General features: G+C 62.0%; 10 protein-coding genes. 4 read left to right on the forward strand and 6 right to left on the reverse strand.

The window, feature by feature from the left end; translation table 11 throughout:
• Positions 1-26 precede the first annotated feature (26 nt).
• Positions 27-2291 (forward strand): bifunctional 23S rRNA (guanine(2069)-N(7))-methyltransferase RlmK/23S rRNA (guanine(2445)-N(2))-methyltransferase RlmL, encoded by a 2265-nt coding sequence (gene rlmKL, locus V3W40_RS09830; protein ID WP_330214950.1) that lies wholly within the window; start codon positions 27-29, stop codon positions 2289-2291.
• 141 nt (positions 2292-2432) lie between these two features.
• Positions 2433-4832, forward strand: coding sequence for a sensor domain-containing diguanylate cyclase (locus tag V3W40_RS09835; RefSeq protein WP_330214951.1), 2400 nt, complete (start codon positions 2433-2435; stop codon positions 4830-4832).
• A 9-nt stretch (positions 4833-4841) separates the two neighbouring features.
• Here the strand turns inward: V3W40_RS09835 and dacB are convergent, their stop codons facing one another.
• A complete protein-coding gene (dacB, locus tag V3W40_RS09840) occupies positions 4842-6302 on the reverse strand; it encodes a D-alanyl-D-alanine carboxypeptidase/D-alanyl-D-alanine endopeptidase (protein WP_065924767.1) in 1461 nt (486 codons plus the stop codon).
• 237 nt (positions 6303-6539) lie between these two features.
• Here dacB and V3W40_RS09845 point away from each other — a divergent pair, with 237 nt between their 5' ends.
• Positions 6540-6884 carry a YggL family protein gene (locus V3W40_RS09845; RefSeq protein WP_330214952.1) on the forward strand — a complete coding sequence of 115 codons (345 nt, stop codon included), beginning with the start codon at positions 6540-6542 and terminating at the stop codon, positions 6882-6884.
• 37 nt (positions 6885-6921) lie between these two features.
• Here the strand turns inward: V3W40_RS09845 and V3W40_RS09850 are convergent, their stop codons facing one another.
• Positions 6922-8112, reverse strand: a complete 1191-nt coding sequence (locus V3W40_RS09850) for a benzoate/H(+) symporter BenE family transporter (protein ID WP_065924766.1) — start codon at positions 8110-8112, stop codon at positions 6922-6924.
• Between the two features lie 245 nt (positions 8113-8357).
• On the opposite strand from V3W40_RS09850, the gene V3W40_RS09855 reads away from it, so the two are divergent.
• Positions 8358-9122: a GntR family transcriptional regulator gene (locus V3W40_RS09855; RefSeq protein WP_065924765.1), complete on the forward strand. Its 765-nt coding sequence runs from the start codon at positions 8358-8360 to the stop codon at positions 9120-9122.
• 127 nt (positions 9123-9249) lie between these two features.
• Here V3W40_RS09855 and guaD read toward each other — a convergent pair whose 3' ends face one another.
• Genes guaD through xdhA form a run of 4 tightly spaced genes read right to left on the reverse strand, consistent with a single transcriptional unit; the run spans position 9250 to position 15289 of the window.
• Positions 9250-10554 (reverse strand): guanine deaminase, encoded by a 1305-nt coding sequence (guaD, locus tag V3W40_RS09860; protein WP_330214953.1) that lies wholly within the window; start codon positions 10552-10554, stop codon positions 9250-9252.
• A 7-nt stretch (positions 10555-10561) separates the two neighbouring features.
• On the reverse strand, positions 10562-11404 hold the full coding sequence (xdhC, locus tag V3W40_RS09865; RefSeq protein WP_330214954.1) for a xanthine dehydrogenase accessory protein XdhC: 843 nt from the start codon (positions 11402-11404) through the stop codon (positions 10562-10564).
• A gap of 44 nt (positions 11405-11448) precedes the next feature.
• Entirely contained in the window at positions 11449-13848 is a 2400-nt protein-coding gene (xdhB, locus tag V3W40_RS09870) for a xanthine dehydrogenase molybdopterin binding subunit (RefSeq protein ID WP_330214955.1), read from the reverse strand.
• On the reverse strand, positions 13841-15289 hold the full coding sequence (gene xdhA / locus V3W40_RS09875; protein WP_330214956.1) for a xanthine dehydrogenase small subunit: 1449 nt from the start codon (positions 15287-15289) through the stop codon (positions 13841-13843). The genes xdhB and xdhA overlap by 8 nt, the downstream gene beginning before the upstream one ends.
• Positions 15290-15362: the final 73 nt, after the last annotated feature.

A 15362-nucleotide genomic window follows, 5' to 3' on the forward strand; every position in this document is an offset into this window, starting at 1 on the left:
TATTGCTGAAAAGCCTGGAATGCCCCATGTCGGACCGTTTTGAACTCTTCCTCACCTGCCCCAAGGGCCTCGAAGGCCTGCTGATCGAGGAAGCCGTCGGGCTTGGCCTTGAGGACGCCCGCGAGCACACCTCGGCCGTGCGCGGCATGGCCGACATGGAAACCGCTTATCGCCTGTGCCTCTGGTCGCGCCTGGCCAACCGTGTGTTGCTGGTGCTCAAGCGCTTCCCGATGAAGGACGCCGAAGACCTCTATCACGGTGTGCTGGATATTGAATGGGCCGATCACATGGTTTCTGACGGTACCCTGGCGGTGGAATTCAGCGGTCACGGCTCAGGCATCGACAACACCCACTTCGGCGCGCTGAAGGTCAAGGATGCGATCGTCGACAAGCTGCGCACTCCGACCGGCGAACGCCCGTCCATCGACAAGATCAACCCGGACCTGCGCATCCACCTGCGCCTGGACCGTGGCGAAGCGATCCTGTCCCTTGACCTGTCCGGCCACAGCCTGCACCAGCGCGGCTACCGCCTGCAGCAGGGCGCCGCGCCGTTGAAGGAAAACCTCGCGGCGGCGATCCTGATTCGTGCCGGCTGGCCGCGCATTGCTGCCGAAGGCGGCGCGCTGACTGACCCGATGTGCGGCGTGGGCACCTTCCTGGTGGAAGGCGCGATGATCGCCGCCGACATGGCACCTAACCTGAATCGCGAATTGTGGGGCTTCACCACCTGGCTCGGCCACGTCCCGGCGCTGTGGAAAAAACTCCACGCCGAGGCCACTGAACGCGCGGCCATCGGCATGAACAAGCCGCCGTTGTGGGTGCGGGGCTACGAAGCCGACCCGCGCCTGATCCAGCCCGCCCGCAACAACATCGAGCGCGCCGGCCTGAGCCACTGGATCAAGGTGTACCAGGGCGAAGTCGGCACCTTCGAGCCGCGCCCGGACCAGAACCAGAAAGGCCTGGTGATCTGCAACCCGCCCTACGGCGAGCGTTTGGGTGACGAAGCCAGCCTGTTGTACCTCTACCAGAACCTCGGCGAGCGCCTGCGCCAGGTCTGCATGGGCTGGGAAGCGGCGGTGTTCACCGGCGCGCCGGACCTGGGCAAGCGCATGGGGATCCGCAGCCACAAGCAGTATTCGTTCTGGAACGGCGCATTGCCGTGCAAGTTGCTGCTGATCAAGGTCAACCCGGATCAGTTCGTCACCGGCGAGCGCCGTACCCCGGAACAGCGCCAGGCCGAACGTGAGCAGGCGGTTTACGACCAGGCCCCGGCCGAGCCGCAGGAGCGCCAGTACAACAAGAACGGCAACCCGATCAAGCCCGCCCCGGCCCCCGTGGTCGAGCAGGCGCGCCTGAGCGAAGGTGGGCAGATGTTTGCCAACCGCCTGCAAAAGAACCTCAAGCTGCTGGGCAAGTGGGCCAAGCGTGAAGGGGTGGATTGCTACCGCGTATACGACGCCGATATGCCTGAATACTCCATGGCCATCGACCTGTACCACGATTGGGTTCACGTGCAGGAATACGCCGCCCCCAAATCCATTGATCCGGAAAAAGCCTCGGCCCGCATGTTCGATGCCCTGGCGGCCATTCCCCAGGCACTGAACATCGACAAGAGCCGCGTGGTGGTCAAGCGTCGCGAGCGCCAGAGCGGTACCAAGCAGTACGAGCGCCAGAGCGCCCAGGGCAAGTTCACCGAGGTCAGCGAAGGCGGCGTGAAGCTGCTGGTCAACCTCACCGACTATCTGGACACCGGTCTGTTCCTCGACCACCGTCCGATGCGCATGCGTATCCAGAAGGAAGCGGCCGGCAAGCGTTTCCTCAACCTGTATTGCTACACCGCCACCGCCAGTGTGCACGCAGCCAAGGGCGGCGCGCGCAGCACCACCAGTGTCGACCTGTCCAAGACCTACCTGGACTGGGCACGTCGCAACTTCTCGCTCAACGGTTTTTCCGACAAGAACCGCCTGGAGCAGGGCGATGTGATGGCCTGGCTGGAGGCCAGCCGCGATGAGTTCGACATGATCTTCATCGACCCGCCGACCTTCTCCAACTCCAAGCGCATGGAAGGCATCTTCGACGTGCAGCGCGACCACGTGCAGTTGCTTGACCTGGCCATGGCGCGCCTGGCACCGGGTGGCGTGCTGTACTTCTCGAACAACTTCCGCAAGTTCCAGTTGGAGGACAATCTCAGCGAACGCTATGCGGTCGAGGAAATCAGCGACAAGACCATCGATCCGGATTTTGCGCGTAATGCGAAGATCCACCGGGCGTGGAAAATCACTGCTCGCTGATCGCCGCCACGAAAAAGCCGCAAGCCTGGACTATTCCGGGCTTGCGGCTTTTTTACGCTGGTCAAACCCTGGGCCGATGGCTATAACTTAAGGCCTAGCCAAAGTGACACCCCCCGCACGCTGGCGTTGTGAGTGTTGCCTATGCCGTTGCAAGCCGTTCGCCCGAAAATCCTAGGCTTTATCAGTGAACAGGCGTCGGCTTGGCTGGTGGCGTTGGTGGTGTTATTGGCAGGTTTTGCGCTGACGGCCATCGTCGCCTGGGCGGCCTCCGACCTCTATCAGCAACAGGTTCGCCAGCGCTTTCAGTTGCTGGTCAACGAGCGTTACAGCCGCTTGCAGGAACGTTTCGAGGATCAGGAACAACGCCTGAATAGCCTGCGGCGGTTCTTCGTCAACTCCGATGTTGTGTCCCGCGAGGAGTTCGACGGGTTTGCCCAGCCGTTACTGTTGCGCGCCCGGGCCTACGCCTGGGCACCCCGTGTGTTTCGCGGACAGCGCAGCCAATTTGAACAAGAGGTGTCCCGCCTGCGTGGGGTACCCTTTGTTATCCGTGAACTTAATAGCGTCGGCGAACTGGCCCCGGCGCCCGAGCGTGATGAATACGTTCCGGTGCTCTATAGCCAGACTCAAAGCCTGCTGGGGTCGCCCCTGGGTTTTGATCTGTTGGCCCAGCCCCTGCGGCGCTCGACCCTTGAGCGGGCGCAAAAGAGCGGCAAGCTGGCGGTGTCCCAACCGATGCAGTTGGTGGGGGTCGAGCCGGCTTATGCCACGGGTGTATTACTGGTCGCGCCGGTGAGTCACCTGCCCACGTCCGAGCCGTCCCCAAATGAGCCATACGGTTACGTAATGGCGGTGATCAGCATGCGCCAGTTGGTCGCCGAGGGCTTGCCAAAAGCGGAGCGGGACAACCTGGTGATGCAGATCGTCGACACCTCCGACTTGCAAAAGCGCGTGCTCTTCGAGTCCGGCAATGCCGTGGCCAACAGTGACCTTGCTGGCGCGCGTCGCCTGACCCTGGGCGATCATGTGTACGCCCTGAGCCTGCGCCCGAGCAAGGTGTTCGAGCAGGCCAACTATTCCTCGCTGTCCACGATCCTGACCATGGGTAGCCTACTCAGCCTGCTGCTCAGCGCCTTGCTCTATGTGCTGGTGAGCCAGCGCCAGCGTGCGTTGAAACTGGTGGAGCAACGCACTGTGCAGTTGCGCTTGCGTGAGCAGGAACTACGTGGTGCCCATGGCCAGTTGCGCAGCGTACTCAACGCCGCTACCCAAGTGGCGATCATTGCCACTGACTTGCGGGGCGTGATCAACACCTTCAACGCCGGTGCCGAGCAGATGCTGGGGTACGAGGCCGACCAGGTGGTGGGCAAGCTGACCCTGGAAAGCCTGCACTTGGCGTTGGAGCTGGAGGCACGTTCCGCGAGCCTGAGCGTGACCTTGGGCAAGCGTATCCCGGCGAGCCAGGCGATGCTGGTGGAAAGCCCCGACAACCTGCACGAAGCCCGGGAGTGGACCTTGGTCCGCCAGGATGGCAGTCAGCTGATTGTGAACATGTTGGCCACCGTATTGCTGGATGACCATGGTCTGTGGGTCGGGTACCTCGCGATTTACCTGGACGTCACCGAGCAGAAACGCGCCTACGAGGCCCTGGCGGCGCGGGACCGCCTGCTCAAGAAACTCAGTGCCCACGTACCCGGGGGGATCTTCCAATTCACCCTGGAACCCCAGGATAACTGGCGCTTTATCTACGCCAGTGATGGCATGCGCGATATCTATGAAATCGAGGTCAGCGTGTTGCAGCGGGATGCGACGAAGGTCTTCGAGCGAATCCACCCGCTGGACGCGGATCGGGTGCGGGCCTCGATTCGCCTGTCGGCATTGCAGTTGAGCCATTGGCGCGAAGAGTACCGGGTGCAGTTGCCGCAACGGGGTTTACGCTGGATTCGCGGCGAGGCCACCCCGGAAGAGTTACCGGGGGGCGGTACGCTGTGGCATGGCTATGTGTCGGACATTTCCGACTTGAAGCGGGTTGAAGAGGAACTGCGCGCGCTGTCCATCACAGATTCCCTGACCGGGATTCACAACCGTCGCTATTTCCAGGACCGCCTCAGGGCCGAGATGGCGAGACTCAACCGGACCAGTGGGGCGCTGTCGGTGATCATGCTCGATATCGATCATTTCAAGCGTATCAACGACCAGCACGGGCATGCGGTTGGCGACGGGGTGTTGCAGGAGTTGTGCAGGCGCATCAGTCAGCGTCTGCGCCGCACCGACGTGTTCTGCCGCCTGGGGGGCGAGGAATTCATGGTGCTGTGCCCCAATACCGATGGCGAGCAGGCTTATGGCCTGGCCATGGAGTTGTGGCAATCCCTGCGTAACCTGCCGATGGAGCCTGTGGGCATCGTCACCGCCAGCTTTGGTGTGGCCAGCTGGCGGGTGGATGAAGGCATTGATGGCCTGTTGTTGCGTGCCGACTCGGCGGTGTACGTGGCCAAGCAGGCGGGCAGGGACCGGGTGGAGGCCGAGAGGGCGCGGGCCTGATGCTCGCTCCTATAGGACGGGAGCCGCCGCCGCCAGTTTTGGCTGGCGGTACAGATCCAGCAGCACCTGGTCCAGCACCGACGACGCGCCCCACGGCTTCGGATCGTTGAGGATCGCCACCACCGCCCAGGTGTTGCCGTTGTTGTCGCGGCTGAACCCGGCAATGGCGCGCACGGTATTCAAGGTACCGGTCTTGACGTGGGCTTCGCCGCGCATGGCGGTGGTCTTCAGGCGTTTGCGCATGGTGCCGTCGGTGCCGGCGATCGGCATTGAGCTGATGTATTCCGCAGCGTAGGGGCTTTTCCAGGCGGCTTGCAGCATGGCGGCCATTTCGCGGGCGCTGACCCGTTCGGCACGGGACAGGCCCGAACCGTTCTCCATCACCAGGTGTGGCGCGGTGATGCCTTTCTTCGCCAGCCACTGGCGCACCACACGTTGCGCGGCCTTGGCATCGTCGCCGTCGGCATCGTTGCGGAACTGCGCGCCCAGGCTCAGGAACAATTGCTGGGCCATGGTGTTGTTACTGTATTTATTGATGTCGCGGATGATTTCCGCCAGGTCCGGCGAAAAGGCGCGGGCCAGTACCTTGGCATCCTTGGGCACCGGTGCCTGGATATCGCGGCCCTGGATGCTGCCGCCCAGTTCCTGCCAGATCGCCCGTACCGCGCCAGCGGTGTAGGTGGCGTGGTCCAGCAACGACAGATAAGTCTGCGAGCTGCAGCCATCGGCCAATTGGCCGCTGACGGTGACCGTCATACTGCCATCGGCGCCTGTGACCGGGTTGTAGCGTACGTCGCCGGTGCACTGCTTGGCGTTGGAGGCCTTGACCTGGTTGTCGATGCGGATGCTGGCAATCGGCGGCTCGACCGAGACGAGCACGCGCCCCGAATCGTTACGGGTCACAAAGCGCAGGGCCTTGAGGTTGACCAGCAGGGCGTCGGGCTTGACCAGGAACGGTTTGTTCTCGTCGTTGCCGTCATCATTGAATTCCGGCAACTGCGGTTGGTTGAAGAAACTGCGGTCCAGCACCAGGTCACCGGTGACTTGCTGCACGCCATTGGCCCGCAGGTCGCGCATCAGCAGCCAGAGTTTTTCCATGTTCAGCTTGGGGTCGCCGCCGCCCTTGAGGTACAGGTTGCCGTGCAACACGCCACCGCTGAGGGTGCCGTCGGTGTAGAACTCGGTTTTCCACTGGTGGTTGGGGCCGAGCATTTCCAGGGCCGCATAGGTGGTGACCAGTTTCATGGTGGAAGCCGGGTTTACCGAGACGTCGGCGTTGAATACCGTGGGGGTGCCGGGGCCGTTCAGCGGGATCATCACCAGGGACAGCGCAGTGTTTTGCAGCTTGGCTTTGGCGAGTGCCTGCTGGACGTTCGGGGGCAGGGTGTTATTGATCGGGGCTGCGGAGGTGGAAAAGGCCAGTGGCAGGAGAAAACTGGCGAGTAGCAATGGACGCAAAGATTTGATCATAAGAAGTAAAACCCTACTGCTGAGGAGGGTGAAAAAGGCGAGGGGTAGATAGGAAAATTCCCTCAATGGTCATGAAAGTGTCGGCATTATGCCCCAAGGTGAAGGCACTTGTAGCTGAACGATAGCTGGTAATTGGCGTTTTTTTAACAGCAAACGGCCGCCTGTCCCAGAGAGTCGGGCAATCGTCGTCTTAAACTGCTAAAGTGCCGCCCGTTATTACTTATGAGGATTGTTCCAATGGCGACTAACCGTTCCCAGCGTCTGCGCAAAAAACTGTGCGTTGATGAATTTCAAGAGCTGGGTTTCGAACTGAACCTGGACTTCAAAGAAGGCCTGAGTGAAGAAGCTATCGACGCTTTCCTCGAAGCATTCATCAAAGAAGCCATGGAAGCCAACGGCCTGGGCTATGTCGGCGGCGATGACTACGGTCTGGTTTGCCTGCAGAAGCGTGGCTCGGTCTCCGAACAGCAGCGCGCTGCCGTCGAAGCCTGGCTGAAAACCCGTTCCGAGCTGACCAAGGCTGAAGTCAGCCCGCTGCTGGACGTGTGGTATCCGGAAAAGCCGATCAACGCGGCTAAGTGATACTGAAAAAAACGGCGACCTGAGGGTCGCCGTTTTTTTATGCCTTGCGCCAGTTCAGAATCAGCAGCGTCAACACCCCCGCCACAATCCCCCAGAACGCCGAGCCGATGGAAAACAACGTCAAGCCTGACGCGGTGACCATAAAGGTGATCAGCGCCGCTTCCCGTTCCTTCGGCTCATTCATGGCGATACTCAAGCCATTGATGATCGAGCCAAACAAGGCCAAGGCCGCAATCGACAGCACCAGTTCCTTGGGCAAGGCTGCGAACAGTGCCGCCAGTGTTGCGCCGAACACCCCGGCTATCCCGTAGAACACCCCGCACCATACGGCGGCGGTGTAGCGTTTATTACGGTCTTCATGGGCATGGGGGCCGGTGCAGATCGCTGCGCTGATCGCCGCCAGGTTGATGCCGTGGGAGCCAAAGGGCGCCAGCACCAGCGAGGCCAGGCCGGTGGCGGTGATCAGCGGCGAGGCCGGCACGTTATAGCCATCGGCCCGCAGTACGGCGACGCCGGGCATGTTCTGCGAGGTCATCGCCACCACGAACAACGGAATCCCGATGCTGATGGTTGCCGCCAACGAGAAGTGCGGTGTCGTCCACACCGGCGTCGCCACTTCCAGGTGGAAACCGCTGAAGTCCAGCAAGCCCATCAGCCCCGACAGCAGGGTACCGATCATCAGGGCGGCCAGTACCGCGTAGCGTGGCGACAGACGCTTGATGATCAGGTAGGTGAAAAACATCCCCAGTACCAGGCCGGTGCGATGCTGCGCGGCGACGAAAATTTCGCTGCCGATCTTGAACAGGATCCCCGCCAGCAACGCGGCCGCCAACGATGCCGGGATGCGCTTGACCAGTTTTTCAAAGCTGCCGGTGAGCCCGCAGAGCGTCACCAGCACCGCGCAGGTGATGTAGGCGCCGATGGCCTCGCCGTAACTCACACCGCCCAGGCTGGTGATCAACAGCGCCGCGCCGGGGGTGGACCAGGCAATGGTGATCGGCGTGCGATAGCGCAGGGACAGGCCGATGCTGCAGACCGCCATGCCGATGGAAATCGCCCAGATCCACGAAGAAATCTGCGCCGTGGTCAAGCCGGCCGCCTGGCCGGCCTGGAACATCAGCACCAGGGAGCTGGTATAGCCGGTCATCATGGCGATAAAGCCGGCGACGACGGCGGAGGCAGAAGTGTCGGCCAGCGGGCGCAAGGGCGCTTGGGTGGCGTCGGTCATGGAGAGGTGTTCCTTTTACCTGGGTGTTTGCCGGTGACGGCGCAGATTCAAGCCTAAACTCAAACGTAACGACTCATTGCAATACAGACGGCACCGCAAACAGCCGTACAGTGTGTTGGCGCAGTGGGTTGTGTACAATGTGCGCTGTTTTTAGGTGATACTTGCCAGCGACCCCGTGTTGCCGTATTACCTTAAAGTTGCCGTATTACCGTTAATTCGCCGCCGTTCTCCCTACCCGAGTGCCCATGAACGAACAGTTGCAACCTCTCAAGAAACAACCGCGAGCCGGCAAGGTCGGTCGCAGCGGAACCCAGGACGATATCGTCTACGCGCATATCTTCGAGGCGATCCTCGAGCAGCGCCTGGCACCCGGTACCAAATTGAGCGAAGAGGCACTGGGCGAAATCTTCGGCGTCAGCCGCACCATTATTCGCCGCGCGCTGTCGCGCCTGGCCCATGAAGGCGTGGTGTTGCTGCGGCCCAATCGTGGCGCGGTGGTGGCGAGCCCAAGCGTGGAAGAAGCACGCCAGGTGTTCCTGGCCCGGCGCCTGGTAGAGCGAGCGATCACCGAGCTGGCGGTGCAGCACGCCACCGCCGAGCAACTGGCCGAACTGCGCCAGATGGTCAACGACGAGCGCGACAGCTTCTCCCGCGGCGATCGCGGGGCGGGCATCCGCCTCTCCGGCGAGTTCCACCTCAAGCTGGCCGAGGCCGCGAAAAACGCGCCGCTGATCAGCTTCCAGCGCAGCCTGGTGTCCCAGACCTCGTTGATCATCGCCCAGTACGAAAGCGGCAACCGCTCGCACTGCTCCTACGATGAGCACACGCAACTGATCGACGCTATCGAAGCGAGGGACGCGGCGCTGGCGGTGAATTTGATGATGCATCACATGGATCACATCGACAGCAAGCTCAACCTCGACGAGGAAAGTGCGTCGGATGATTTGCATGCGGTGTTCTCGCATCTGTTGCAGACCAAGAAGCCGGGGCGTTCTTCGGTCAAGCTGTAAACCCGATTAAAAAATGTGGGAGGGGGCTTGCTCCCGATGGCAGAGTGTCAGTCACTGAATTAAGTGCCTGATCCACCGCTATCGGGAGCAAGCCCCCTCCCACATTTGTTTTGTGTCGTGGCGCAGATCAGCGTTGGTGCACGAGTTGGCCGGCCGCATACGTCTGCAACACCGTCCGATCATCCCCCAGGGTCATCAACACGAACAACGTCTCGGCAATGTTATTGGCTTGCTTCAAGCGATAGCTCAGCAGCGGCGTGGCGTTGTAGTCCAGCACCAGGAAGTCGGCATCGGTGCCCGGCTGCAGCGTGCCGATCTTGTCTTCCAGGCGCAGCGCCCGCGCACCGCCCAGGGTAGCCAGGTACAGTGACTTGAAGGGGCTCAACCGCGCGCCCTGCAGTTGCATGACCTTGTAGGCTTCGTTCAAGGTTTGCAGCAGCGAGAAACTGGTGCCGCCACCCACATCGGTGCCCAGGCCGACATTCAGCTTGTGTTTCTCGGCCATCGGCAGGTTGAACAGGCCGCTGCCGAGGAAGAGGTTCGAGGTCGGACAGAACGCCACCGCCGACCCCGTCTCCGCCAACCGTGCGCACTCGTCATCACACAGGTGCACGCCGTGGGCAAACACCGAGCGCTCGCCCAGCAGCTGGTAGTGGTCGTACACATCCAGATAGCCGCTGCGCTCCGGAAACAGCGCCTTCACCCACTCGACTTCCTGCTTGTTCTCACTGATGTGCGTCTGCATGTACAGGTCCGGGTACTCGCCCAGCAGTTGCCCGGCGAGCGCCAATTGTTCCGGCGTGCTGGTCGGCGCAAAACGCGGGGTGACCGCGTAGTGCAGGCGGCCCTTGCCGTGCCAGCGTTCGATCAGCGCCTTGCTTTGCTGGTAGCCGGATTCGGCGGTGTCGGTAAGGTAGTCCGGAGCGTTGCGGTCCATCATCACCTTGCCGGCGATCATGCGCAGGTCGAGTTTTTCCGCCGCCTCAAAGAATGCGTTCACCGACTGCGGATGCACACTGCCGAACACCAGTGCGGTGGTGGTGCCGTTGCGCAGCAGTTCCTTGATAAAAATGTCTGCGACTTCTTCGGCGTGGGCCTTGTCGGCGAACTGGCTTTCGCACGGGAAGGTGTAGGTGTTGAGCCAGTCCAGCAACTGCTCGCCATACGCGCCGACCATGCCGGTTTGCGGCAGGTGGATATGGGTGTCGATCAGGCCGGGGATGATCAGCGCATCCTGGTAATGGGTGATGTCGATATCGGCAGGCAAGCTCGGCAGCAGGTCGGCGGCATGGCCCACGGCGCTGATCCGGCCGTTTTCGATCACCAGCAGGCCGTCTTCGAAATACTCGTAGGAGGCTTCGATCCCAACTTCAGCGGGGTCGGCGATGCTGTGCAGGAGGGCGGCACGGTAGGCTTTGCGAGTCAAAGGCATGGTCGTCTCAATTGATAGCTTGGCTTCGGCGCGAGGCCGGCAGCAATTTGGCAATGGGTTCGGCGCTCGCGGTGTGCTGGCCGAAACTGGCGTTATAGGTGGCGATGATTTCGCCGGCGATGGAGATGGCGATCTCCACCGGCAACTTGCCCTTCACCTCGCTGAGGCCCATGGGGCAACGCATGCGTTGCATCTGCGCGGCGTCGAAGCCGCGATCGCGCAGGCGGTGTTCGAACTTGACGCGTTTGGTCTTCGAGCCGATCAGGCCGAAGTAGGCAAAGTCATTGCGCTTGAGCAGGGCGGCGGTGAGTTCCAGGTCCAGCGCGTGATTGTGGGTCATGACGATGCAGTAACTGCCCACCGGCAGGTCGGCAATTTCGTCCACTGGCTCTTCGCTGATGATTTTACGCACGCCCTGGGGGATATGTTCCGGAAACTCCTGCTCGCGGGAATCGATCCAGCGTACCCGGCACGGCAGGCTCGCCAGCAACGGCACCAGCGCGCGGCCGACATGGCCGGCGCCGAACACCGCGATCTGCGCCTGTACCTGGCCCATGGGTTCGAACAGCAGCACGGTGATGCCACCGCAGCACTGGCCCAGGCTGGCGCCGAGGCTGAAGCGCTCCAGATGGGTGTTCTGCTGGCCACGCACAAGCATGTCGCGGGCGATCTGCATGGCCTTGTATTCCAGGTGCCCGCCGCCGATGGTGTCGAAGGTTTGCGCGGCACTGATCACCATCTTCGAACCGGCATTGCGCGGCGTGGAGCCGAGCTCTTCGATGATGGTCACCAGTACGCAGGGTTCACTCTGGTTTTGCAGGTCGGCGAGGGCGCTGATCCAGTTGTTCATGTTTACCTCAACATTACTGTTGTCAGTTCGGGCAGCGCCTCGGTCTAGAGCGAAGCCATTTCAGTTTCAGTCTCGACAGCTGTCGCCGTCTGCAACTTGCGCATCTGCTCACACCCCCACAACACCCGCTCCGGTGTCGCCGGCGCATCGATCTTCGGCTGATGGCGATAATCAGCCAGGCTCGCCACCGCATCCTTGATCGCGCACCACGAGGCAATCCCGAGCATGAACGGTGGCTCGCCCACGGCCTTGGAATGGAACACCGTGTCTTCCGGGTTCTTGCGGTTTTCCACCAGCTTCACACGCAAATCCAAAGGCATGTCGGCCACCGCCGGGATCTTGTAGCTGGCCGGGCCGCAGGTCTCTAGCTTGCCCTTGTTGTTCCACACCAGCTCTTCCATGGTCAGCCAGCCCATGCCCTGGATAAAGCCGCCTTCTACCTGGCCGATGTCGATGGCCGGGTTCAGTGAGGCACCCACATCGTGGAGGATGTCGGTGCGCAGCATCTTGTATTCGCCGGTCAGGGTGTCGACGATCACTTCGCAGCACGCCGCGCCGAAGGCGAAGTAGTAGAACGGGCGACCGCGGGCCTGGCTGCGGTCGTAGAAGATTTTCGGAGTCTTGTAGAAGCCGGTGCTCGACAGCGAGACCTGGGCGAAATACGCCTGCTGGATCAGCGCTTCAAAGCTCAGGATCTGCTCGCGCACGCGCACATGGCCGTTATGAAATTCCACATCCGCTTCGCTCACGTCGTACTTGCGCGCGGCGAATTCCACCAGGCGTTGCTTGATGGTTTCGGCGGCGTTCTGGGCGGCCTTGCCGTTCAGGTCCGCACCGCTGGAGGCAGCAGTCGGCGAGGTGTTGGGCACTTTGTCGGTGTTGGTGGCGGTGATCTGCACGCGGTCGATGTCCACCTGGAACACTTCGGCCACCACTTGCGCGACTTTGGTGTTCAAGCCCTGGCCCATCTCGGTGCCGCCGTGGTTCAGGTGGATGCTGCCGTCGGTGTAGATATGGATCAGCGCGCCCGCCTGGTTCAGGAAGCTCGCCGTGAACGAGATCCCGAATTTCACCGGCGTCAGCGCCAGGCCTTTTTTCAGGATCGGGCTGTGGGCGTTGTACAGGCGGACCGCTTCGCGGCGCTCGGCGTATTGGCTGCTGGCTTCAAGTTCGGCGGTCATCTCTTCGAGTATGTTGTGCTCGACGGTCTGGTAGTAGTGGGTGACGTTGCGCTCGGTCTTGCCGTAGTAATTGGCCTTGCGCACCGCCAACGGGTCCAGCCCCAGATGACGGGCGATGGCGTCCATCACTTCCTCGATGGCGACCATGCCTTGCGGGCCACCGAAGCCGCGATAGGCGGTGTTGGACGCGGTGTTGGTCTTGCAGCGATGGCCGTTCACCGTGGCATCGCCCAGGTAATACGCGTTGTCGGCGTGGAACATGGCGCGGTCGACGATCGAGTTGGACAGGTCCGGCGAGCAGCCGCAGTTACCGGCCAGCTCCAGGTTGATCCCGTGCAGGCGACCGCTGTCGTCGAAGCCCACGTCGTATTCGATATAGAAGGGGTGGCGCTTGCCGGTCATCAGCATGTCTTCGACGCGCGGCAGGCGCATCTTGGTCGGCTGGCCGGTGAGGCGCGCCACCACCGCGCACAGGCACGCCGGGCTGGCGGCCTGGGTTTCCTTGCCGCCGAAACCGCCGCCCATGCGGCGCATATCGACGACGATCTTGTTCATCGACACATCCAGCACTTCGGCCACCAGCTTCTGCACTTCGGTGGGGTTCTGCGTGGAGCAATAGACGATCATGCCGCCGTCTTCGGTGGGCATTACCGAGGAAATCTGGGTTTCCAGGTAGAAGTGTTCCTGGCCGCCGATATGCAGGGTGCCCTGGAGGCGGTGCTTGGCGGTCGCCAGCGCGCCGGCCGAATCACCCCGTTGGTGGGTGTGGCTGTCGAGCACGAAGTGCTTGTTGCGAAAGGCCTCGACCACATCCAGCACGGGCTCCAGGTCTTCGTATTCGATCACGGCGGCCATCGCGGCCTTGCGTGCGGTGTCGAGGTCGCGGGCGGCCACGGCCAAAACCACCTGGCCGACGAACTGCACCGTGTCGATGGCCAGCAAGGGGTCGCCGGGCAGCAGCGGGCCGATGTCTTTCAGGCCCGGCACGTCTTCGTGGGTGATGACGATACGTACACCGTCGAAGGCGTAGCAGGGCGCGGTGTCGATGCGGATGATCCGGGCGTGGGCGCGGTCGGACATGCGTGCATACAGGTGCAACTGATTGGGGAATTCCAGGCGGTCATCGATGTACTGCGCTTCACCGGACACGTGCTTGGCGGCGCTGTCATGCTTGACGCTGCGGCCGACCCCGGAGGTCAGGTCCTGGGCAAACAGCGCGGCCAGTTCGGCCTGGGTTTTTTCCACGGCGTGATGGTTAGACATAAGCGGTCACCCGAGTCTCGATGTGCGGCGTTTGCAGTTCGATGAAGTATTTGCGCAGCAGGTTCCGGGCGCTGAGCAGGCGGTATTCCTTGCTGGCGCGGAAGTCCGACAGCGGGGTGAAATCCTCGGCCAGGGCGGCGCAGGCTTTCTCGACGGTGGCGGCGTTCCAGGTGGCACCGACTAACACGGCTTCGCAGTTTTTCGCGCGTTTTGGCGTGGCGGCCATGCCGCCGAACGCGACGCGGGCATCACTGATCACACCGTTGTCGATCTTCAGGTTGAAGGCCGCACACACGGCGGAAATATCGTCGTCCAGGCGCTTGGAAACCTTGTAGGCACGGAACAGCGCATGGCCCTTGGGTACGATGATTTTTTCGATGAACTCGCTGTCCTGGCGCGCCGTCACGCGGTAGTCGATGAAGTAGTCTTCCAGGGCCAGCGTACGGCGCGTGTTGCCTTTGCACAGCACGATCTGCGCGCCGAGCGCGATCAACAGCGGCGGCGAATCGCCAATCGGCGAAGCGTTGCCGATATTGCCGCCGAGGGTGCCCTGGTTGCGGATTTGCAGGGAGGCGAAGCGGTGCAGCAGGTCGCCGAAATCCGGGTATTCGTGGTGCAGCGCGGTGTAGCAGTCGGAGAGGGCAGTGGCGGCGCCGATTTCCAGGCGGTCGTCGAAGTCCTCGATGCGCTTCATCTCTTCAATATTGCCGACATAGATCATCACCGGCAGGGTGCGGTGGAACTGGGTGACTTCCAGCGCCAGGTCGGTGCCGCCGGCCAGCAGGCGGGCTTGCGGGTAGGCGTCGTAGAGGTCGGCCAGGTCGGCAACGGTGAGGGGCACCAGGCAGCGTTTGTCGCCGCTGTTGAGTTCACCGGTTTGGGTCGGCGCGATGGCTTTGAGGTGGGCGATGGTCTCGGCCTGGCGGCTGTCGAACTGGTCCGCCGGTTTGTTGCAGCAGGCCTGTTCGGCGGCGGCCAGGATCGGCCGATAGCCGGTGCAGCGGCACAGGTTGCCGGCCAGGGCTTCGTGGGCCTTCTGGCTGTCGGGGGCGTCGCTGTTCTTTTGCAGGGCGAACAACGACATCACAAACCCGGGGGTGCAAAAGCCGCATTGCGAACCGTGGCACTCCACCATGGCCTGTTGCACGCTGTGCAGTTGGCCCTGGTGCTTGAGGTCTTCGACGCTGATCAGTTGCTTGCCGTGCAACGACGACACAAACGTCAGGCAGGAATTGAGGCTGCGATAACGAATCTGCTCGGCGCCCTGCGGATCGGTGTGCAGCTCGCCCACCACCACCGTGCACGCACCGCAGTCGCCGCTGGCGCAGCCTTCCTTGGTACCGGGTTTGCCCACATGCTCGCGCAGATAGTTGAGCACGGTCAGGTTGGGGTCCAGGGCGTGCTCGCTACGGAGTTCCTGGTTAAGTAAAAACTGGATCACGGAAGGCCTCGCAGACTCATTATTGTTGTTAACCGCTTTGCGCCGAATCTAGTCATGTCTGACTTTTCGGTCA

The sequence above is a fragment of the Pseudomonas sp. AM8 genome (genome assembly GCF_036346475.1).
Classification (GTDB): domain Bacteria; phylum Pseudomonadota; class Gammaproteobacteria; order Pseudomonadales; family Pseudomonadaceae; genus Aquipseudomonas; species Aquipseudomonas marginalis.